The following is a 20,905-nucleotide window of genomic DNA, read 5'->3' on the forward strand; positions in this document are numbered from 1 at the left end:
GTGAATTAAACTTCGTAATGAATTACGTGTTCACTCAGCAAAGACTTGATATTTTTTAAAGCCCGTAGGCTTGTGATATCAATCCTGCGAGTGCCCACACAGATTGTCTGATAAATTGTTAAAGAGCAGTGCCGCGATTTCTCAAGCGGCGCGGGATGCGTATATTACGCTTTCCGCATTTTCAGTCAAGCATTTATTTTTGCTTTTCTGAAGGTTGCTGTAAAAGCCACCTGCTTAACGCGACGCTTCGTAAGCCGTTGTGCCGTGTCAGTGGAGGCGCATTATAGGGAGTTCTTCCGGGCTGACAAGTGCTAATTTTGAATTATTTTCTGAGTGTTGTTTTTTTCAGCGAAACCGCCTCAAACTGCCAGTTTTTCGAGCAGCGGAAAGCCATAACGCTGTAAAACGCCGGATAACTGTACCGCTTCTTCATCCATAGATGTGCAAAACGCGATGTTGCTGTCAGCAGAAGCCGCATCAGGCGCCTCGTGCTCAAGCAGCCAGACGGTACGCCTGGCTATAGCAGCACCGGAATCAACCAGCCGGGTTCCATCCGGCAGAACCTGCTGCAGTTCATCGCGCAGCAGTGGAAAGTGCGTGCAGCCCAGCACGACCGTATCCGGCGGCTCTTTCATACGTAACCAGGGTTGCACTGCCCGGCGAACATCATTCAGTGATACCGGTTCACCATGCAGCTTCGCCTCTGCCAGTTCCACCAGCTCAGCAGACCCCAGCATCTCAATGGTGCACTCCCGGGCAAACTGTTTCACCAGTTCATGGGTATAAGGACGCTTTACCGTTCCCCGCGTTGCCAGCAGCCCGACGACTCCGTTACGTGTCAGGCGAGCCGCCGGTTTAATTGCCGGCACCACGCCGACGACCGGAAACGCAAAGCGTTCGCGCAGTGCAGGTAAAGAGACGGTACTGGCCGAGTTACAGGCAATGATGACTAATGCGAGCGGAAAACGCTGCGTAATGGCCGTAACCACTGCCACTACGCGTTCAACAATGTACGTTTCCGTTTTCTCGCCATAGGGAAACCCTTCATTATCGAAAGCGTAGAGATAGTGCAGGTCCGGCAGCAGCTGCCGGACTTCATCATAGACGGAAAGCCCACCTACGCCGGAATCAAACACCAGCACGGTGGGACGGAGATCAGAAGCTGTAGCTGGCGCTAAGGTAGTATTCTCGTCCAGGGGTGCGATAGCCATAAACCGTCTCATAATCCTTATCCAACAGATTGGCAATTTTACCACGAACTGTCAGATGAGACGTGACCGGATACGCAGCTGAGAAATCAACCAGGCTATAACCCGGCATGCGACGCTGTGTTGCTGCGTACTGGTTGGTATTGTTGTTGTAGCTTTTACCAAAATATTGCCAGGCGAGATCAAAGTCGATATCCAGTGCGGTCCAGTCCAGCTGATACTTATATTGCTGGCGGGAACGGTGTGCCAGCACCTCATTATCGTCATCGCGGCGCGGATCGATATATTGCAGCGTGATACGGTGGGTAAAAATACCGGTATCTGCACTGCCGCTCCACTCCACGCCTTTAATCGTCGCTGACTGTACGTTGTAGTAGGTGCCAGTAAAGTTTTCGTCAGCTCTGTAGTCGATCAGGTTATTGATTTTATTCTGGTAAAGGTAGAGGTGCCATTCGACCGGACCGCTGAGTCCTTCGAGACCGGTTTCAATCTGATGTGACCTCTCAGCCCGGAGATCGGGATTGGATGCAATAAACAGACGGCTCTGCCCATACATCTGCCCCAGTGTAGGTGCCTGGAAAGCGGTGCCATACGAAAAGATGAGGCGATAATCGGGCATAAACGCCCATCCCGCCGCTGCCTGCCACGTGCCGTTCCAGCCAAACTGGTTGTTATCGTCACCGCGCAGCGCACCTTCCAGCGTAAGCGTATTGAACTGCTGCTGCGTAGTCAGATAGTAACCGGTGCTGTTACGCGTGTAGTTGTCAGCGCTGAACCGATCGCTGGACGCCAGTTTCTGCTGCTGCCAGTCGATGCCGGCGCTGAGTGTGCCATGCGCCATGGCAACACTGTTACCCCACTGCAGATTGCGCTGGCTCATATCATCCAGCGACATGCCCGGACGATAGAGGCCGAGCGTACTGGCATAGTTGTAATCTTTATAGCGCTGGTAGCTGTAGCTCAGTTCCGAAGAGTAGCGCTCTTCACTGAACTTCATACCGCCTTCATAGGTATGATTATAGATCTGCCGTTTATCACTGCCGTCCTGATAGCCTGCATCATACGCACTATTATTGCCGTAGCCGTAGCCGCGAAAGAAGGCGGATAAACTGTCGCTGAAACGGTGATTCACACCGGCCCAGAATGTTTTACTGCGAAAGCCGTCCCGATCGCCATCCACTGCGTACGCCGACTGCGGCTGGATGTTATAGCCGCGCGTCGACTGAAAGGCCCCCGCTACGGTTACCAGCGTATCCTCGCCCACCTTGTGTCGCAGCGCCGCATCATACTCCTGATAGCGATTCGACCCGAGGCCCGCCGTTATCTGCCCGCCTGGCTCGCTGTTCTCAGTAATGATGTTCACCACGCCGCCAATGGCATCGGCGCCGTAAACGGCGGAGCGTGGTCCGCGGATCAGCTCAATACGCTGAATCAACGCCAGCGGAATCTGGCTAAAGTCAGCGATGCCGGTGATCCCCGACTTCGCCAGCGGGATCCCATCAATCAGCACCAGCGTATGACGCGCTTCCGCACCGCGAATATAGATGTAACTGGTCTGGCCCGGACCACCGTTTTGCGCAATATCCACGCCCGGCAGGCGCCGCATGACATCAGTCAGCGATTTTGCCTGCCAGCGATCGATATCTTCCCGCGTGATCACCTCACCCGGTGCCAGCACGCTGCTGACCGGCTGCTGAAAGCGGTTAGCGGTGACAAGTTGCGTATTATCATTTTTCCGGGCATAGCCAGAGGGCGCCCAGAGCGACAGCGCTGTTGCACTCAGGGCGAACAGCGAAGCAGAGGTTATTTTCATTGTTATAGCATCCAAAGGATCGAGCCGGATGCCGCAGGCCTGAGATCGATAGCACGCGATGATCTCAGCGTTTGCGACGATACACCGGCAGGTCTTCGGGCTGAGAACCATAAATGGTGAAGACTTCCCATCCGTCAGGACAGTGTCTGCCTGGGCGATCACCACGACATTCTTTTACCGCTGCGCGTCAGCTCCAGATTTGCACTGGATTCCCTTTTAACTCAATGAGGCCGGCGGCCGCAGTCTACGGTTAAGCCCGCCGCCGATCCACCCCTCCCGCTTTCTGACGTTCGGTTGGGCTGGACATCAGCAGTTGAATGCCTACAATCGCCCGGCAAGCAGGCTTATTACCAGGATTGAAGATGACACCCGAACAGCTTCCGATTGACCAGTATGACGCGCAACTCGCTGAAAAAGTCAGCCGTTTACAGACGATGATGACCCCTTTCACCGCGCCTGACGTGGAGGTGTTCCGATCGCCGGTCAGTCACTACCGTATGCGCGCAGAGTTTCGCATCTGGCACGACGGTGACGACCTCTATCACATCATCTTCGACCAGACGACCAAACAGCGCATTCGCGTGGACAGCTTTCCGGCCGCCAGCGAGCTGATTAATCAGATGATGCCCAGGCTGATGGCAGCGATACGTGATAATCAGGTGCTGCGCTTTAAGCTGTTCCAGATCGATTATCTCTCCACGCTGAGCAACCAGATTGTGATCTCCCTGCTTTATCATCGCAAACTGGAAGAAGAGTGGCATGCCGCCGCCAGCACGCTGCGTGACCAGCTGCGCGCTGAAGGATTTGATGTGCAGCTGATTGGACGCGCGACCAAAACCAAAATCTGTCTGGATCGCGACTACGTGGATGAGCGTCTGCCGGTGGCGGGCAAAGAGCTGATTTACCGCCAGGTGGAAAACAGCTTTACCCAGCCTAATGCCGCCATGAACATTCAGATGCTGGAGTGGGCGCTGGATGTTACGCAGCAGTCGCGTGGCGACCTGCTGGAGCTTTACTGCGGTAACGGTAACTTTTCGCTGGCGCTGGCGCGCAATTTCCGCCGCGTACTGGCCACAGAGATAGCCAAGCCCTCGGTGGCGTCGGCTCAGTACAATATCGCTGTGAATCAGATCGATAACGTACAGATTATTCGTATGGCAGCGGAAGAGTTTACCCAGGCCATGAACGGCGTGCGCAGCTTTAACCGGCTGGAAGGCATCGATCTCAGCAGCTATCAGTGCGAGACCATTTTTGTCGATCCGCCACGCAGCGGGCTGGATGATGAAACGGTAAAAATGGTGCAGGCGTATCCGCGTATTCTGTATATCTCCTGTAACCCGCAGACTCTGTGCGACAATCTGGCCGCGCTGTCAGGCACGCATCAGATTGAGCGACTGGCGCTGTTCGATCAGTTCCCGTACACCCACCATATGGAATGCGGCGTATTGCTGACGCGCAAAGCATAAAAAAACGGGAACCCGCAGGTTCCCGTTTTTTTTACTGCCGGCTTCTGGCGCGGCGGAAGCGCGTGCCAATCCAGAACACCAGTCCCGTCATCAGAATGACAGGAATGAAGTTCGAGCCAATATCCGGATATTCTGCGCGCACCATGGCGCTATAAACCAGAATGCCCAGCAGAAAAAATGCCGCGGCCAGTGACGGCATGCCGTCCGGCATATTGCGATTGAGATAACGCTGGTGCAGGCACCATGCTGACAGCCCAAGCGCTATCAGCGGAAAAATGGAAAACGGCACAAAGCTACTGAACAGCGCCGAAAAGGAGCCGTTGATTGCTAAACCAGTGATAAAAGAGAGTAATAACGTTCCTTTATCACGAGGATGCTGCTCAATCATTTCATTATCCTTATCACGTTATTTTTCAGGGATTTCCAGGGTCACGGCCAGCCGCTCTTGTTCCCGGCGATACCAGTAGTAGGCGCCTTTGGCGATCATACGCAGCTGCAGTACCAGCCGCTCTTCCAGCTTACGCCGCTGGTCAGAGTCGACATCCAGCGCTTCAGCGCCGGCGCTAAAAACAATGGTCACCATCGCCTCAGCCTGCGCTTCGGTAAAGCTGCGCGGCATACGGCTTTCCAGCTCAAGGTAGTCAGCCAGTTCGGCGATAAAATGCTGGATCTCACGTGCAACAGCAGCGCGGAAGGCGGCTGACGTGCCGGAACGTTCGCGCAGCAGAAGCCGAAACGCATTCGGGTTGTTGCCGATGAACTCCATAAAGGTTGCCACCGACGTTTTAATGATGCTGCCGCCTTTCGCGATACGCTGGCGCGCCTGGCGCATCAGCTGGCGCAGCATCAGCCCGCTCTCATCAACCATGGTCAGTCCAAGCTCATCCACATCGCGAAAGTGACGATAAAATGAGGTTGGGGCAATGCCGGCTTCACGTGCCACTTCGCGTAAACTCAGGCTGGCAAAACTCCTTTCTGCACTAAGCTGACTGAATGCAGCTTCAATCAGCGAACGTCTTGTACGTTCTTTTTGTTGCGCCCGAACGCCCATTTTTGCGGCCTTGTGAGTAATCAGGCGCTCACTATAACAAACTTTTCAGCGTACAGCCGGGCAAACTTTGTCACCGCCTGTTAACCTCACTGAATGTCAAACTTCTGCATTTTTCACTGTTAGAATTCAGATGTGCGCGGCGAGATGTTAGAATCTCGTTGTAAAAATGTATAGAAGAATAGGACGTACTGGTATGCAAAAGTCTTACGATTACGATGCCATTGTAATTGGCTCCGGTCCGGGCGGCGAAGGTGCGGCGATGGGGCTGGTCAAGCAGGGAGCGCGCATCGCAGTGATCGAACGCTACCACAACATTGGCGGCGGTTGTACACACTGGGGAACCATCCCTTCCAAAGCGCTGCGTCATGCCGTCAGCCGCATCATTGAATTCAATCAGAACCCGCTCTACAGCGATCATACCCGTCTTCTCCGCTCCTCGTTCGCTGACATCCTTAACCACACCGAAAATGTTATCAGTCAGCAGACTGCCATGCGCCAGGGCTTTTATGAGCGTAACCGCTGTGAACTCTATCAGGGCGACGCGCATTTTGTTGATGCCAACACGATAGAGGTGGAGCAGCCTGATGGCACCCGCGAGCAGCTGACAGCAGAAAAATTTGTCATTGCCTGCGGCTCACGTCCCTATCACCCGGCTGACGTCGACTTTACACACCCGCGCATCTACGATTCCGACTCTATTCTGAACCTGCATCATGAACCGGGTCATGTGATCATCTATGGTGCCGGCGTGATTGGCTGCGAATACGCCTCTATCTTCCGCGGCCTCAACGTCAAGGTCGATCTCATCAACACCCGCGATCGTCTGCTGGCGTTTCTCGATCAAGAGATGTCCGATTCTCTCTCTTACCACTTCTGGAACAGCGGCGTAGTGATCCGTCATAACGAAGAGTTTGAGAAGATTGAAGGCGTCAGCGATGGCGTGATCATGCACCTGAAGTCCGGCAAAAAAGTCAAAGCGGATTGTCTGCTGTATGCGAACGGCCGCACCGGGAATACCGACTCGCTTTCGCTGGAGAACGTGGGTCTGGAAGCGGATGGACGCGGCCTGCTCAAAGTCAACAGTATGTATCAGACCGCGCAGCCACATATTTATGCCGTGGGTGATGTGATTGGCTATCCAAGCCTGGCTTCCGCCGCCTACGATCAGGGGCGTATTGCTGCTCAGGCGATCATCAAAGGTGAAGCGAGTGCGCATCTGATCGAAGATATTCCGACCGGTATCTACACCATTCCTGAAATCAGCTCGGTAGGAAAAACAGAGCAGCAGCTGACCGCGATGAAAGTGCCTTATGAAGTAGGCCGTGCGCAGTTTAAGCATCTGGCACGCGCGCAGATTGTTGGCATGCACGTCGGCAGCCTGAAAATTCTGTTTCACCGCGAGACAAAAGAGATTCTGGGGATCCACTGCTTTGGTGAGCGCGCGGCGGAGATTATTCACATCGGGCAGGCCATTATGGAGCAGAAAAACGGCGGTAACACGATTGAGTACTTCGTGAATACCACCTTTAACTACCCCACCATGGCTGAAGCCTATCGTGTAGCCGCGCTGAACGGATTAAACCGCCTGTTTTAACGCGGCGTCAAAATGGCCCTGCATATGGGTTTTGATTGCTTCTGCCAGCTGCTCATAGCGGCTGCGCAGAGGCGAACCTGGCCGGTAAACCAGCGCGATAGTGCGCTGCGGTACCGGTTTATAACAGGGCAGATAGCAGACACCATCGCGCACGCGCTCTTTAGGCACCGCCAGTGAAGGCAGTAGCGTAATGCCGCTGCCGGCCGCCACCATATTACGCAGCGTTTCCAGGCTGGTGGCGCGAAAATGGGTATCTTCGTCCGCACCCGCCTCAAAGCAGAAGCCCATCGCCTGGTCGCGCAGGCAGTGACCATCTTCCAGCATCAGCAGTTTTTCACCCGCCAGATCGGACATCGGCACGCGATCGCGATCGTGCCACGGGTGATCTTTGTAGATCGCCAGCTTCATGGGCTCATCAAACAGCGGCACTTCAATAAAGGCTTCACTCTCTTTAACCAGCGCCAGAATAGCGCAGTCAAGTTTCCCGCTGTCGAGCTGTGCCAGCAGCTGCTGAGTCTGTGCTTCATGCAGATACATCTCCAGCTTCGGGAAAGTCTGATGCAGCATAGGAATAATATTGGGCAGCAGATAGGGGCCGGTCGTGGGGATCAGTCCGATATGCAGCGGTCCGGACATCGCTTCACCCTGCTGGCTGGCCATCTCTTTCAGCACCTTAACCTCACGCAGTACGGTTCGCGCCTGATCAACCAGCAGTAATCCTGCCTGGGTGAACAGCACTTTACGGCTGGTACGTTCCAGCAGCATGACGCCCAGTTCATCTTCCAGCTTGCGGATCTGTCCGCTCAGAGTCGGCTGACTGACATGACAGGCATCAGCAGCGCGACGGAAATGGCGGTGTTCCGCAAGTGAAACCAGATACTCGAGATCGCGAATGTTCATTAATATCCTCCAAACCACGATAGCCCGTGGCGATAGATAGAATAGCAACGAACGATTGGCCCTATCAAGCTGTGCACGGGAATAATAGCGCTCACTGATTTAAGCCCATGCATTTGTAGAGAAATTTATTTATTTGCTGAACATGTGCCGGGGCTGAACGCTTTTACAAAAAACGCTTTTTACGCAGCAAATCTGTTTTGCTGAACCCAATCACTGTGCTGGCGGGGAGTGCCGGTACGCTGATGATGTGCCTATAAAAATATGCAATTCCGAAGCCAGAGGTTGGCGGGCTTTTTATAAAGCCCGCTTTTTTTATGGCGTATCAAACCGGCCAGCGTCCGGGAGCGGCTATTGCAGACGCGCCTGTGCTTCGCGAATCGCCTGGGCTACCTGCTGCGGCGCAACACCACCGCGCGCGTTACGCTTGTCGAGGCAGGACTGCAGCGAAAGCACCGGATAGACATCCTCTTCGATGACGTCACTGAACTGCTTCAGCTGAGCCAGACTCAGCGCTTCCAGCGCCACACCCTGCTGGATAGCCGCGACGACCGCTTCTCCCACAATATGATGCGCCTCGCGGAACGGCACGCCTTTCGCGACCAGATAGTCTGCCAGCTCAGTGGCATTGGCGTAGCCCTGTTCAGCCGCTTCCTGACAACGCGGACGTTTAACCTGAATACCATCCAGAACCAGCACTGACATATGCAGACAGTCGAGCCAGGTATCCAGCGCGTCAAACAGCCCTTCTTTATCTTCCTGCATATCTTTGTTGTAGGCCAGCGGCAGGCCTTTCAGCGTCATCATCATGCCGGTCAGTGCGCCCTGGACACGGCCGCATTTACCGCGAATCAGCTCCAGCGCATCCGGATTTTTCTTCTGCGGCATCAGCGATGAACCTGAGGTGACTTTATCAGACAGCTCGACGAAGCCCGCCTCGCCCGTGTTAAAGAAAATCAGGTCTTCTGCAAAGCGCGACAGATGCACCATGCCAATTGACGCGTCGGAGAGCAGCTCCAGCACGTGATCGCGATCGGATACGGTATCCAGGCTGTTACGCGTTGCCGAAGCAAAACCGAGCCAGCCTGCCAGCTGCTCGCGGTCAATCTCATAAGCGGTACCGGCCAGCGCACCACAGCCCAGCGGGCTGACATCCAGCCGCTTCAGCGTATCCTGCAGACGGCTCTCATCGCGCGCCAGCATTTCGGTATACGCCAGACACCAGTGGGCGAATGTAACCGGCTGCGCGCGCTGCAGATGCGTATAGCCCGGCATGACGGCATCCTGATTCGCTTCTGCCGTCGCCACCAGCGCGCTCTGCAGCTGACGCGTCGCGTCCAGCAGCAGGGCAACCTGCTCTTTGCACCAGAGCTTCAGATCGGTGGCAACCTGATCGTTACGGCTGCGTCCGGTATGCAGCTTTTTACCCAGCGCCCCGACCTTATCGATCAGCTTGCCCTCGACCCAACTGTGAATATCTTCTGCATCGCTTTCCAGGATCTGTGACGGATTCGCGCGTACGTCCGCCAGCAGCTCGTTCAGCGCCGCTTCAAGCTGCTGCTGTTCCGTTGAGGTTAAAACGTTCACGGTTACCAGCGCTTTTGACCACGCCACAGAGCCGGTAATGTCCTGCTCCGCCAGGCGGTAATCAAAACGCAGTGAATCATTAAACTGTTTAAACCGCTGGTCTGCTGCCTGCGAGAACCGTCCGCCCCAAAGTGCCATCTGCTTGCTCCTGAAATCGTGTTGAAAAAGGCGGCCTGAGCCGCCCTTATATAACTGCTGCCGCGTGCTTACTTCTTCTGCTCGTTCAGCGCACGAATGCGCGAAGAGAGGGAGAACAGGCGAATAAAGCCGCCCGCGTGACGATGGTCATACACCTCATCTTCACCAAAGGTGGCGAACTCTTCTGAGTAGAGGCTGTTAGCCGATTTCTTCTGAATCGCCGTAGCCTGACCTTTGTAAAGCTGCAGAACCACTTCGCCGTTGACCTCTTCAGCCAGCGATGCCGCCGCCGCCTGAATAGACTGGCGCAGCGGCGCGAACCAGCGACCATCGTAAACCACGTAAGACATCTCCTGGCCCAGCTGCTCACGCCATTTGAAGCTGTCGCGATCCAGAACCAGCTGCTCAACCGCACGCAGCGCATTTACCATGATGGTACCGCCAGGGGTTTCATAGCAGCCGCGTGATTTGATGCCAACCAGACGGTTTTCCACGATATCGATCCGGCCAACGCCATGTTTAGCACCCAGTACGTTCAGTTTTTCCAGGCACTGGAACGGGCTCAGCTGCTCGCCGTTTACGGCAACCACGCAGCCTTTTTCAACGGTCACGGTGACATTTTCCGGCTGGTCCGGCGCTTCAAGCGGATCCACGGTCCATACCCAGCAATCTTTATTCGGTGCATTCCACGGACTTTCCAGCACGCCACCTTCGGTGGAGATATGCCACGCGTTCTCATCGCGGCTGTAGATCTTCTCCAGCGACGCGGTCGTCGGGATATTGCGCTCTTTCAGATAGTCGAGCAGCGCCTCACGCGAACGCAGATCCCACTCACGCCATGGCGCAACAACTTTAAGCTGTGGTGCCAGCGCGGTATAGGTGGTTTCGAAACGCACCTGGTCGTTGCCTTTACCGGTTGCGCCGTGGCACAGCGCGTCAGCACCCACTTTCAGCGCCAGTTCAACCTGCGCTTTAGCAATGATAGGACGCGCCATTGACGTGCCCAGCAGATAGGTGCCTTCATACAGGGCACCGGTCTGCAGCACCGGATAGACGTAATCGCTGATGAACTCTTCACGCAGATCTACTACGTGACATTCAGATGCGCCCGACTGCAGCGCTTTTTTCTCAACGCCTTCCAGGTCGGCCGGGTCCTGACCAATATTGGCGACAAACGCCACAACTTCGCAGCCGCCGTAGTTCTCTTTCAGCCATGGAATGATGGCTGAGGTATCGAGGCCGCCTGAGTAGGCCAGAACGATTTTTTTAATGTTTTGCGTGCTCATGTCTTAATCCTTGATTATGCGAGAATCCGGGTGCCAATCGACACGCCGTTGAAAAGGTCGGGCAGCTGCTCAGCATGGCGCCAGCTGGCGATATCGACCGGACGGCCCAGCGTGCGTGCCGCATCCAGCGCAGCATTGACTTTAACAATCATACCGTCGGTAATAATGCCCTGCGCAATCAGCTGTTCCGCTTTCGCTGCGGTCATTTCAGCGATGCGCTGGCCTTTGCCGTCGAGAATGCCGCTGACGTCAGAGAGCAGCACCAGATCGGCTCCGATAGTGGCTGCCAGCGCCGTCGCTGCCTGATCGGCATTCACATTCATCAGCGCTCCGCCGGCAGTGATGCCAATTGAGCTGATAACCGGCATATAGCCTGCATTCAGCAGCGTATTCAGCAGCGCAGGGTTGCCCGGCGTGGCCTGCCCGACATGCCCCAGCTCTTCATCAAACTGCGCGACGCTGACCAGTCCGGCATCGCCCAGACACAGCCCGACAGCATTAATGCCGTAACGGGTTGCCCACGCCAGCAGCGTTTTATTCGCAGTGCCCGCCAGCGCGCCGGTAATAATGTCGATTTGATCGGCGGGTGTAACGCGCAGGCCATCTTTCTTTTTCACCGGCAGCGCGAGCTTTTTCATCAGTTCGTCGACCAGACAGCCGCCGCCGTGCACAATCACCAGCGGACGCTGATGTTCATTGCGGTACGCCAGCAGCGCATCAAACAGCCGGGCCAGTGCTTCTTCGCTATCCAGCAGTACGCCGCCCAGTTTAATGATCAGTGGATTGCTCATGGTTACGTTATCCGTCCGTTAAATCAGAGAGAGCGTTTCAGGGAAACCGAAACGAATATTCAGACACTGAATCGCCTGTGATGACGCGCCTTTCAGCAGGTTATCTTCTGCCGCGACTACAATCAGATGCTCATCCTGTACGGCAAAACCGATATCGCAGAACGGCAGGCCCACTACCGCTTTCAGCGCCGGTACGCCGTTGTCATAGAGGCGCACCAGCGGCTTGTCGTGATAGGCCGCATAAAACGCATCGGTCACATCCTGCTGCGTAATGCCCGCTTTCAGACGGCAGGTGATGGTTGCGAGAATACCGCGGGGAAAATTACCCAGATGCGGGGTAAAAATAACCGGCGCGCCAAGATGGGCAACTATTTCCGGATGATGACGGTGGTTAAACAGGCCGTAGGGCTGCAGGCTCACTTCGCAAAAGCTGGTCGCGACGCTGGCTTTACGCCCGGCTCCGCTGACGCCGCTGGTGGCATTGATTACCGGCCACTGCGCGTCATTCAGCAGATCCGCTTTGAGCAGCGGCTTCAGCGCCAGCTGCGCTGCGGTGGGATAGCACCCAGGCACGGCCACCAGCTGGGCCTCTTTAATACGTTCGTGATTCCATTCGGCCAGACCATATACCGCGTTATCCAGCCACGCCTGATGCTGATGACTGAAGCCATAATAGCGGGTGTAGAACGCCTCATCGTTGACCCGGAAGGCGCCTGAGAGATCGAAGACCACGCAGCCTGCTTTCAGAAATTCAGGTGCCAGATCGTGGCTGACTTCATGTGCCGTCGCGAGGAACACCACATCGACTTTCTCTGCCCACGCCGCCGGATCGCTCAGCGGCTGCAGCGGCAGATCCACGATACCTTTCAGCTGCGGATGGAGATCGGAGAGCAATTTTCCGGCATCCGGGCTTTGCGCTGAAACCGCTAAAGCGGTTATGTTCATATGCGGATGGCGATTCAGGTAAGTGGCAAGCTCTACGCCAGCATAACCACTGGCACCAACGATCAGCGTATTCAACATCAGGCTGTATACCTTTTTACAGTCAACGTATCGGGTCGCGGCCGTGCCCCGTTGCCCACGATGCCGTTTGCACTTTTTCAGTTCACATGCAGACGACGTTAATGTATTTTTATTCACTATTAGTGCATGAATATTGATACATCCTAACCTAAGGACCGTCAACAGTGAAGTCAAAAATTCCACCTTTTATCGAACTCTACCGCCAGTTGATCGCCTCACCGTCAATCAGCGCAACCGACAGCGCGCTTGACCAGAGCAACGAAAGTTTAATCAATTTGCTGGCGGGCTGGTTCCGCGATCTGGGCTTCAGCGTTGAAGTTCAGCCGGTGCCGGGCACGCGACATAAGTTCAACCTGCTGGCGCGCAGCGGTGAAGGCGCAGGCGGACTGCTGCTGGCGGGTCATACTGACACCGTACCCTTTGATGACGGACGCTGGACACGCGATCCGTTTGTCCTGACTGAACATGACAATAAACTTTACGGGCTGGGCACGGCAGATATGAAAGGCTTCTTCGCCTTTATTCTCGATGCGCTGCGCGATGTTGACGTCACTAAGCTTAAAAAACCGCTCTATGTGCTGGCGACCGCTGACGAAGAGACCACGATGGCAGGTGCCAAATATTTCTCTGAGTCAGCCCGGCTGCGCCCCGACTGCGCCATTATCGGTGAGCCTACCTCGCTCAAACCGGTGCGCGCCCACAAAGGCCACCTTTCACACGCTATCCGCATTGAGGGCCAGTCAGGCCACTCCAGCGATCCGGCGCGCGGCGTGAATGCGATTGAGCTGATGCACGCCTCTATTACAGAACTGATGAAGCTGCGCCATACCCTGAAAGAGCGCTATCACCATGATGGCTTTGCCATTCCTTATCCGACTATGAACTTTGGTCATATTCATGGTGGTGACGCGGCTAACCGCATCTGCGCCTGTTGCGAACTGCATATGGATATCCGGCCGCTGCCGGGCCTGAGCCTGAACGATCTGGATGGCTTGCTGAATGAAGCGCTGGCACCGGTGAGCGCCCGCTGGCCTGGCCGCCTGACCGTAGGCGAACTGCATCCGCCTATTCCGGGTTATGAGTGTCCGGCCGATCATGAACTGGTTACGGTGGTGGAGAAGCTGCTGGGCGTGCCGACGGAAGTGGTCAACTACTGTACCGAAGCGCCTTTTATTCAGCAGATCTGCCCGACGCTGGTGCTGGGACCAGGTTCAATCGAGCAGGCGCATCAGCCGGATGAATTTATCGATACCGCATTTATTAAGCCAACTCACGCCCTGATCACGCAGGTTGTGCAGCATTTTTGTCACTGATAGATAATCTGCGGGGCATTTCACTGTTTAATCAGCAAAATGCCCCGTCATTATCCGGTGTTTGCTGATAAGAATAACTTATCTCTCTCTATCCCCAATAAAACTTATCACTTTTCGCACGTTAGCTGCCTGTTTTCGTCAGTTCAGGCTAATTGACGGAGTTCACAAATCGTGGCTAGATAAAAGATGATGTTATACCCGCTGGTTGGGTCCAGAGGGGTTAAAAGACGATAAGGGTGTCAGGGTCAAATGAACGAACAATATTCCGCAATGCGAAGTAATGTCAGTATGCTCGGCAAACTGCTCGGGGATACGATAAAGGATGCACTGGGAGAGAACATTCTCGATCGGGTGGAAACCATCCGCAAACTCTCTAAGTCATCCCGTGCAGGCAATGACTCTCATCGTCGGGAGCTGCTGTCAACGCTGCAGAACCTGTCAAACGATGAGCTGCTGCCGGTGGCCCGCGCCTTTAGTCAGTTTCTTAACCTTACTAACGTGGCTGAACAGTATCAGACCATTTCACGCAGCGGCGATGGCGCTAACCATCCGGAGCTGCTGAAAAAGACGTTTGAGCGCCTGAAGCAGCATAACGATCTCAGCGAAATGGCTATCCGTCAGGCGATTGAAGAGCTGTCGCTGGAGCTGGTCCTGACCGCACACCCGACTGAAATTACCCGCCGCACCCTGATCCACAAGCTCGGCGAAGTGAACAGCTGCCTGGAGCAGCTCGATCACGCTGATATCACCGATTATGAGCGCAATCAGGTGATGCGCCGTCTGCGCCAGCTGGTAGCGCAGGCGTGGCATACGGATGAGATCCGTAAATATCGCCCTACCCCGGTCGATGAAGCGAAATGGGGCTTCGCTGTCGTGGAAAATAGCCTGTGGGAGGGCGTTCCCGCGTTTCTGCGTGAACTGAATGAGCAGGTTGAAGAGACGTTTGGCATTCAGCTGCCGGTGGATTTTGTGCCGATTAAATTCACGTCGTGGATGGGCGGCGATCGTGACGGCAACCCGAACGTGACCGCACCTATTACCCGCCACGTCATGCAGCTGAGCCGCTGGAAAGCAGCCGACCTCTTCCTGCGCGATGTAGGGGTGCTGATCTCTGAGCTGTCGATGTCGGAGTGCAGCGACGAAGTGCGCGTAATGTGCGGCGATCCGGACGCAATTGAACCTTACCGCATGATCCTGAAACGCATGCGCAGCCAGCTGATGAACACGCAGGCATATCTGGAGCAGCGCCTGAAAGGCGAACGCCTGCCGCGCCCGACCGATCTGCTGGTCTCCAATGAGCAGCTCTGGCAGCCGCTGTTTGCTATTTATCAGTCGCTGCAGCAGTGTGGTATGAGCATTATCGCTAATGGCCAGCTGCTGGACACGCTGCGCCGGGTAAAATGCTTTGGCGTTCCGCTGGTGCGCATCGACATCCGCCAGGAGAGCACCCGTCATACCGAAGCGATTGCGGAAGTTACGCGCTATCTCGGCCTCGGCGACTACGAAAGCTGGTCAGAAGCGGACAAACAGGCGTTTCTGATCCGCGAACTCAATTCAAAACGTCCGCTGCTGCCGCGTCAGTGGGAGCCGGGCGACAACACGCGCGAAGTGCTGGAAACCTGTAAAGTCGCCGCCGAAGCGCCGCAGGGTTCCATCGCGGCCTACGTGATCTCTATGGCGAAAACGCCTTCTGACGTGCTGGCGGTTCATCTGCTGCTGAAAGAGGCGGGCATTCCGTACGCTATGCCAGTCGCGCCACTGTTTGAAACGCTGGATGACCTGAACAACGCCAATGATGTTATGACGCAGCTGCTGAATATCGACTGGTATCGCGGCTTTATCAACGGCAAACAGATGGTAATGATTGGCTATTCCGACTCGGCAAAAGATGCCGGCGTGATGGCGGCCAGCTGGGCACAGTATCAGGCGCAGGACGCGCTGATTAAAACCTGTGAAAAAGCGGGCATTACCCTGACGCTGTTCCACGGTCGCGGCGGCTCCATTGGCCGTGGCGGCGCACCTGCGCACGCCGCACTGCTCTCTCAGCCGCCGGGCAGTCTTAAAGGTGGCCTGCGCGTGACAGAACAGGGCGAAATGATCCGCTTTAAATATGGCTTGCCGGAAGTCACCATCGCCAGCCTCTCGCTCTATACCGGGGCCATTCTGGAAGCGAACCTGATGCCGCCGCCGGAGCCTGAACAGGAGTGGCGGGAGATCATGAACGGCCTTTCTGCGCACTCCTGCGCCATGTATCGCGGCTATGTCCGTGAAAATGCTGACTTTGTTCCCTACTTCCGCTCTGCCACACCGGAGCAGGAGCTGGGCAAACTGCCGCTGGGCTCACGTCCGGCTAAACGTCGTCCGACCGGTGGCGTTGAATCCCTGCGCGCCATTCCGTGGATTTTTGCCTGGACGCAAAACCGTCTGATGCTGCCAGCCTGGCTCGGCGCCGGTGCGGCGCTGCAGAAAGCGATGGATGAAGGTCATCAGGATCAGCTGGAAACGATGTGCCGCGACTGGCCGTTCTTCTCAACCCGCCTCGGGATGCTGGAGATGGTCTTCTCCAAAGCTGACCTGTGGCTGGCAGAGTATTACGATCAGCGCCTGGTTGATAAAGCGCTCTGGCCGCTGGGTAAACAGCTGCGCGACCAGCTGGAAGCGGATATTAAAGCGGTGCTGACCATTGCAAATGATGCGCATCTGATGGCGGATCAGCCGTGGATTGCCGAATCCATTGCGCTGCGCAACGTGTATACCGATCCCCTGAACGTGCTGCAGGCAGAGCTGCTGCTGCGCGCCCGTGCGCAGGAAGTACGCGGTGACGAACCGGACGCGCGGGTTGAGCAGGCGCTGATGGTAACCATCGCCGGCGTGGCCGCCGGCATGCGCAACACCGGTTAGCCGATACAAAAAAGGAGCCTCAGGCTCCTTTTTTATTCTCTCTGCAGCAGTCCGGATTAAAGCAGCTGGGCGAGACGGTTCAGATCCGACTGCAGCGCACCCGCGGTAACATCACGTCCGGCACCGGGTCCGCGGATCACCAGCGGATTATCGCGGTACCAGCGGCTCTCAATGGCAAAGACGTTATCGCACGGCAGCAGCGCTGCCAGCGGATGTTCAGGCCGCACCGCTTCCACGCCGACGCGGGCTTTACCGCTGGCATCAAAGCGCGCCACATAACGCAGCACCAGGCCCAGCTCCTGCGCCGCTTCGTAGCGCTGCAGCATCTGGTTATTCAGCTCGTCTGCGTTTTCAAAAAAGTGATCAACCGATTCCGCCTCACAGTCGACTGGTACCAGCGACTCTACCCGCACCTGATCCGGCTCGATATCGTAGCCCGCCTCACGCGCCAGGATCACCAGCTTGCGCTTCACATCCTGCCCGGAGAGATCGACGCGCGGATCGGGTTCAGTCAGCCCCTGCTGCCACGCCTGATCCACCAGCTCGCTGAAGGGAACGCTGCCGTCAAACTGCAAAAACAGCCACGACAGCGTGCCGGAGAAAATTCCGCTGATGGAGAGTATTGAGTCGCCACTTTCGCGCAGGTCGCGTACCGTGTGGTTAACCGGCAAACCGGCACCGACCGTCGCGTTATAAAGCCAGTGGCGCCCGGTTTTGGCGAAGGCATCGCGGATCTGACGCCAGCTCTGGCTGTCTGATGCGCCAGCCACTTTATTTGCGCTGATCACGTGAAAACCGTGACTGGCAAAATCGAGATACTGCTGCGCCAGCGGCGCGCTGGCGGTTACGTCAAGCACCACCAGGTCATCAAACGGATGCGCGCGCATCCACAGAAACAGCGACTCCTCATCCAGCGCCTGCGCTTCATCGTCGAAAAAAGCCAGCGTGCGGCTGGCATCCAGCCCTTCGTAACTCAGCAGGCTGCGACGACTGTCAGCCACGCCAGCCAGCACAAACTCAAAGCCGGTACGGGCGGAGAGCGTTTCCTGCTCGCGAGCGAACAGCTCCAGCCAGCGCGCGCCGATATTGCCCTTTCCGAACAGCATCAGGCCGATACGTTTTTCTGCGCGAAACAGCGACTGATGCAGTCCCTGAATCAGATGGCGGGTCGGTCCTGTGCGCAGCACCGCGACCAGGCTGATATGCTCTTCTGACTGCCAGACAAACTCAACCGGCTGATCTTTAATCTGCTGCCAGAAACGGTGGCTGTGCAGCGGATTGCGCGTTACGCCAGCTCCCACCAGCGCCACCAGCGCCATGCCATCGCGCAGCTGCAGATGGCCCGGCAGCGCCGCATCCTGCAGCAGCGTAAAGGCACTGTTAACCACTTCTGCGGTATAGCAGAGCTGCAGCAGGCGACGATCGGGATGCAGGCCGCTTGCCAGCGGACGCAGCTGGGCGCGCTTCAGCAGCTGATCGATCTCTTTTTGCTGCGTAGCAAAATCGTGACCTTCAGCAAGCTGGATCTCCACCAGACAGACATCGTCGTGACTGGTGACAATACGCGCGCCGGTGCCGGAGGCCAGCACGCGCTCAATACGGGTTGAACCCTGCTCAGGCTGATAGCTGCAGCGCAGCTGTAAATCGATATCGCTGCTGGAGACCGGCTGCAGCGTACGGGTATGGAGTACCGGCGCCGCCAGTCGCGCCAGCTCGCTGGCTTCATCCAGCCGCAGCAGCGGCAGCAGGCAGGCATCGGAAACTTTGCGTGGATCGGCGCTATAGACGCCAGCCACATCGCTCCAGATGGTCACGCGCCCCGCACCCGCGAGCGCCCCGATCTGGGTAGCGGAATAGTCAGAACCGTTGCGCCCCAGCAGCACGGTTTCACCTGCCTCATTACGACTGATAAAACCGGTGACGACCAGACGCTTATGCGGATGCTGCGCCAGCAGCGCCTGCAGCAGCGGCCAGGATTTTCCCTCATCCACCTGCGGCTGAGCCGCGCGCTCCGCCCGCAGAAAATCACGTGCGTCCAGCCAGGCGGCGTCAACATCGCGCTGACTCAGTACCGCAGCCATCAGCCGCGCCGACCAGATTTCGCCATGCCCGACCACTTCTGCATATACCGCTTCAGTTATCGCGCCATCCAGTAGCGCCGCCAGGCGCTCCAGATCGCGGATAAAAAGGGTAGTCAGCCGGTCGGCCGCCTCCGCTGGCAGCAGCGCAGCAATCAGCTCGCTGTGGTAGCGGCGAAGCGTCTGCTGCACCTGGTGCGCCGAGAGGCGATCGCTCTGGCTCAGCTTCAGCCAGCCGATCAGCTGATTCGTGGTGCTGCCTGCGGCAGAGACCACCATGAGATCGCCTGGCTGACTGTAATCAGCCATAATGGCCGCTACGCGCTGGTAGCAGCTGGCATCCGCCAGGCTGCTGCCACCAAATTTATGCAGCTGCTTCGTCGGCGTTCCCGCGCCTGCTGTACTGGTCATGATTACTCCCCGGCTGCGATTCGGAAGGCGTTATCCAAATCGGCAATTAAATCTTCGTGATCTTCAATGCCGACGGAGACCCGCAGCAGTGTTTCAGAGATGCCGGCGGCTGCGCGTGCTTCCGCAGACATGCCGGCATGTGTCATGGTGGCCGTATGTGAAATCAGGCTTTCTACTCCGCCCAGCGACTCCGCCAGCGTAAACAGCTGCAGCGCTTTCAGAAAACGACGCAGCCGCGCTTCATCTGCATCCAGCTCAAAGCTTAACATGGCGCCAAAGCCGCGTTGCTGACGTCGCGCATATTCATGACCGGCATTTTCCGGCAGAGAAGGATGATACAGCTTCTTCACCAGCGGCTGCTGCTTCAGATAGTCCACTATCGCCAGCGCGTTGCGCTGGGCCGCTGCCATGCGGGGTGCCAGCGTCCGCAGACCGCGCAGCAGCAGATAGCTGTCAAACGCCGCGCCGGTCACGCCGATGTTATTGGCCCACCAGGCAAGCTCGGTGGCAACGGCCGGATCTTTTGCAATCACCGTCCCGGCCACCACGTCAGAGTGGCCGTTGAGATATTTTGTACAGGAGTGGATCACCAGGTCGGCCCCGAGGGCGAGCGGATTTTGCAGCGCCGGGCTCAGGAAGGTGTTATCCACCACGCTGACGGCACCCGCCGCGCGCGCCGCCTGACAGATTGCCGCAATATCCACTACGCGCAGCAGAGGATTGCTCGGGCTTTCCACCAGCACCAGTTTTGGCTTTTCGGCCAGCGCTGCGGCCAGCGCTGCGCTGTCACCCTGGTCGACAAACTTCACACGGTAAGCACCGCGCTTGCTGAGGCTGTCAAACAGGCGGTAGCTGCCGCCATAGCAGTCGTGGGGTGCGATCAGCAGATCGCCGGGCTTCAGGAATACAGTGGTCACCAGGTGAATCGCAGACATGCCGGTATTTGTCAGTACGGCACCCGCCCCGCCCTCCAGCTCGGCCAGCGCGCGCTGCACCACATCGCGCGTCGGATTGCCACGGCGCGAATAGTCGTGGGCGCGCGGCTCATTAAAGTCGAGAAAATTATAGGTGCTGGAGAGATGGATCGGCGGGACTACGCAGCCATACTGCTCGTCATCATTCAAACCGCTGCGTACTGCGATGGTTGCCTGTTTGCGCGTCATGGGCTCTGCTGTTCCTGAAGAGGGGTAAAGTGCCCACAGGATAACATTCCGCTAACAGACGTCAATACATCTGGACATCTAAATGTCTTTGCGTATAGATTGAGCGCAGAGCGAATAACCGCTAAAATTATAGGTTATTGCCTGCTGAGCAGCGCATGCGCTTCATTAACGCGGCGCTGAAGCAC

At 56.5% G+C, this 20,905-nt stretch carries 15 protein-coding genes and 1 riboswitch; of the genes, 4 read left to right on the forward strand and 11 right to left on the reverse strand.

Features of this window, described 5'->3' with window-relative positions:
- Nucleotides 1–359 precede the first annotated feature (359 nt).
- Both murI and btuB read right to left on the reverse strand, forming a co-directional pair.
- On the reverse strand, nt 360–1,211 hold the full coding sequence (gene murI, locus F3J39_RS17130) for a glutamate racemase (protein ID WP_039381143.1): 852 nt from the start codon (nt 1,209–1,211) through the stop codon (nt 360–362).
- The gene (gene btuB / locus F3J39_RS17135; RefSeq protein ID WP_166714470.1) at nt 1,156–3,021 is read right to left on the reverse strand and encodes a TonB-dependent vitamin B12 receptor BtuB; all 1,866 of its coding nucleotides are present in this window, start codon (nt 3,019–3,021) and stop codon (nt 1,156–1,158) included. Before btuB ends, murI begins: the two co-directional genes overlap by 56 nt.
- A gap of 68 nt (nt 3,022–3,089) precedes the next feature.
- Nucleotides 3,090–3,271, reverse strand: a riboswitch (cobalamin riboswitch).
- 112 nt (nt 3,272–3,383) lie between these two features.
- Here btuB and trmA point away from each other — a divergent pair.
- Nucleotides 3,384–4,487 carry a tRNA (uridine(54)-C5)-methyltransferase TrmA gene (gene trmA, locus F3J39_RS17140; protein ID WP_108570136.1) on the forward strand — a complete coding sequence of 368 codons (1,104 nt, stop codon included), beginning with the start codon at nt 3,384–3,386 and terminating at the stop codon, nt 4,485–4,487.
- Between the two features lie 31 nt (nt 4,488–4,518).
- On the opposite strand, the gene F3J39_RS17145 is transcribed toward trmA, so the two are convergent.
- Together F3J39_RS17145 and fabR are read right to left on the reverse strand one after the other, a co-directional pair.
- A complete protein-coding gene (locus tag F3J39_RS17145) occupies nt 4,519–4,875 on the reverse strand; it encodes a YijD family membrane protein (RefSeq protein ID WP_039381151.1) in 357 nt (118 codons plus the stop codon).
- A gap of 18 nt (nt 4,876–4,893) precedes the next feature.
- Nucleotides 4,894–5,538: an HTH-type transcriptional repressor FabR gene (gene fabR, locus F3J39_RS17150; RefSeq protein ID WP_039381154.1), complete on the reverse strand. Its 645-nt coding sequence runs from the start codon at nt 5,536–5,538 to the stop codon at nt 4,894–4,896.
- Between the two features lie 193 nt (nt 5,539–5,731).
- On the opposite strand from fabR, the gene sthA reads away from it, so the two are divergent.
- Nucleotides 5,732–7,132: a Si-specific NAD(P)(+) transhydrogenase gene (sthA, locus tag F3J39_RS17155; protein WP_039381156.1), complete on the forward strand. Its 1,401-nt coding sequence runs from the start codon at nt 5,732–5,734 to the stop codon at nt 7,130–7,132.
- Here sthA and oxyR read toward each other — a convergent pair.
- The 5 genes from oxyR to argC form a co-directional block, all read right to left on the reverse strand.
- Nucleotides 7,115–8,032: a DNA-binding transcriptional regulator OxyR gene (gene oxyR / locus F3J39_RS17160; RefSeq protein WP_039381159.1), complete on the reverse strand. Its 918-nt coding sequence runs from the start codon at nt 8,030–8,032 to the stop codon at nt 7,115–7,117. The genes sthA and oxyR overlap by 18 nt on opposite strands.
- Before the next feature lie 348 nt (nt 8,033–8,380).
- Complete coding sequence (gene argH / locus F3J39_RS17165) at nt 8,381–9,754, reverse strand: argininosuccinate lyase (RefSeq protein ID WP_039381161.1); 1,374 nt, start codon at nt 9,752–9,754, stop codon at nt 8,381–8,383.
- Nucleotides 9,755–9,822: 68 nt separating this feature from the next.
- Nucleotides 9,823–11,040 (reverse strand): argininosuccinate synthase, encoded by a 1,218-nt coding sequence (locus tag F3J39_RS17170; protein ID WP_039381164.1) that lies wholly within the window; start codon nt 11,038–11,040, stop codon nt 9,823–9,825.
- A 14-nt stretch (nt 11,041–11,054) separates the two neighbouring features.
- The gene (gene argB / locus F3J39_RS17175) at nt 11,055–11,831 is read right to left on the reverse strand and encodes an acetylglutamate kinase (protein WP_039381166.1); all 777 of its coding nucleotides are present in this window, start codon (nt 11,829–11,831) and stop codon (nt 11,055–11,057) included.
- 18 nt (nt 11,832–11,849) lie between these two features.
- A complete protein-coding gene (gene argC, locus F3J39_RS17180) occupies nt 11,850–12,854 on the reverse strand; it encodes an N-acetyl-gamma-glutamyl-phosphate reductase (protein WP_039381168.1) in 1,005 nt (334 codons plus the stop codon).
- A 164-nt stretch (nt 12,855–13,018) separates the two neighbouring features.
- On the opposite strand from argC, the gene argE reads away from it, so the two are divergent.
- Entirely contained in the window at nt 13,019–14,167 is a 1,149-nt protein-coding gene (gene argE, locus F3J39_RS17185; protein ID WP_166714471.1) for an acetylornithine deacetylase, read from the forward strand.
- A 249-nt stretch (nt 14,168–14,416) separates the two neighbouring features.
- Nucleotides 14,417–17,068, forward strand: a complete 2,652-nt coding sequence (gene ppc, locus F3J39_RS17190) for a phosphoenolpyruvate carboxylase (protein ID WP_094111625.1) — start codon at nt 14,417–14,419, stop codon at nt 17,066–17,068.
- 56 nt (nt 17,069–17,124) lie between these two features.
- On the opposite strand, the gene F3J39_RS17195 is transcribed toward ppc, so the two are convergent.
- Nucleotides 17,125–19,557, reverse strand: coding sequence for a bifunctional aspartate kinase/homoserine dehydrogenase II (locus tag F3J39_RS17195; RefSeq protein WP_039381176.1), 2,433 nt, complete (start codon nt 19,555–19,557; stop codon nt 17,125–17,127).
- A 2-nt stretch (nt 19,558–19,559) separates the two neighbouring features.
- Entirely contained in the window at nt 19,560–20,720 is a 1,161-nt protein-coding gene (metB, locus tag F3J39_RS17200) for a cystathionine gamma-synthase (RefSeq protein ID WP_039381178.1), read from the reverse strand.
- Nucleotides 20,721–20,905: the final 185 nt, after the last annotated feature.

It is taken from the genome of Pantoea sp. Acro-807, assembly GCF_011752675.1.
GTDB classification, from domain to species: Bacteria; Pseudomonadota; Gammaproteobacteria; order Enterobacterales; family Enterobacteriaceae; genus Pantoea; species Pantoea eucrina.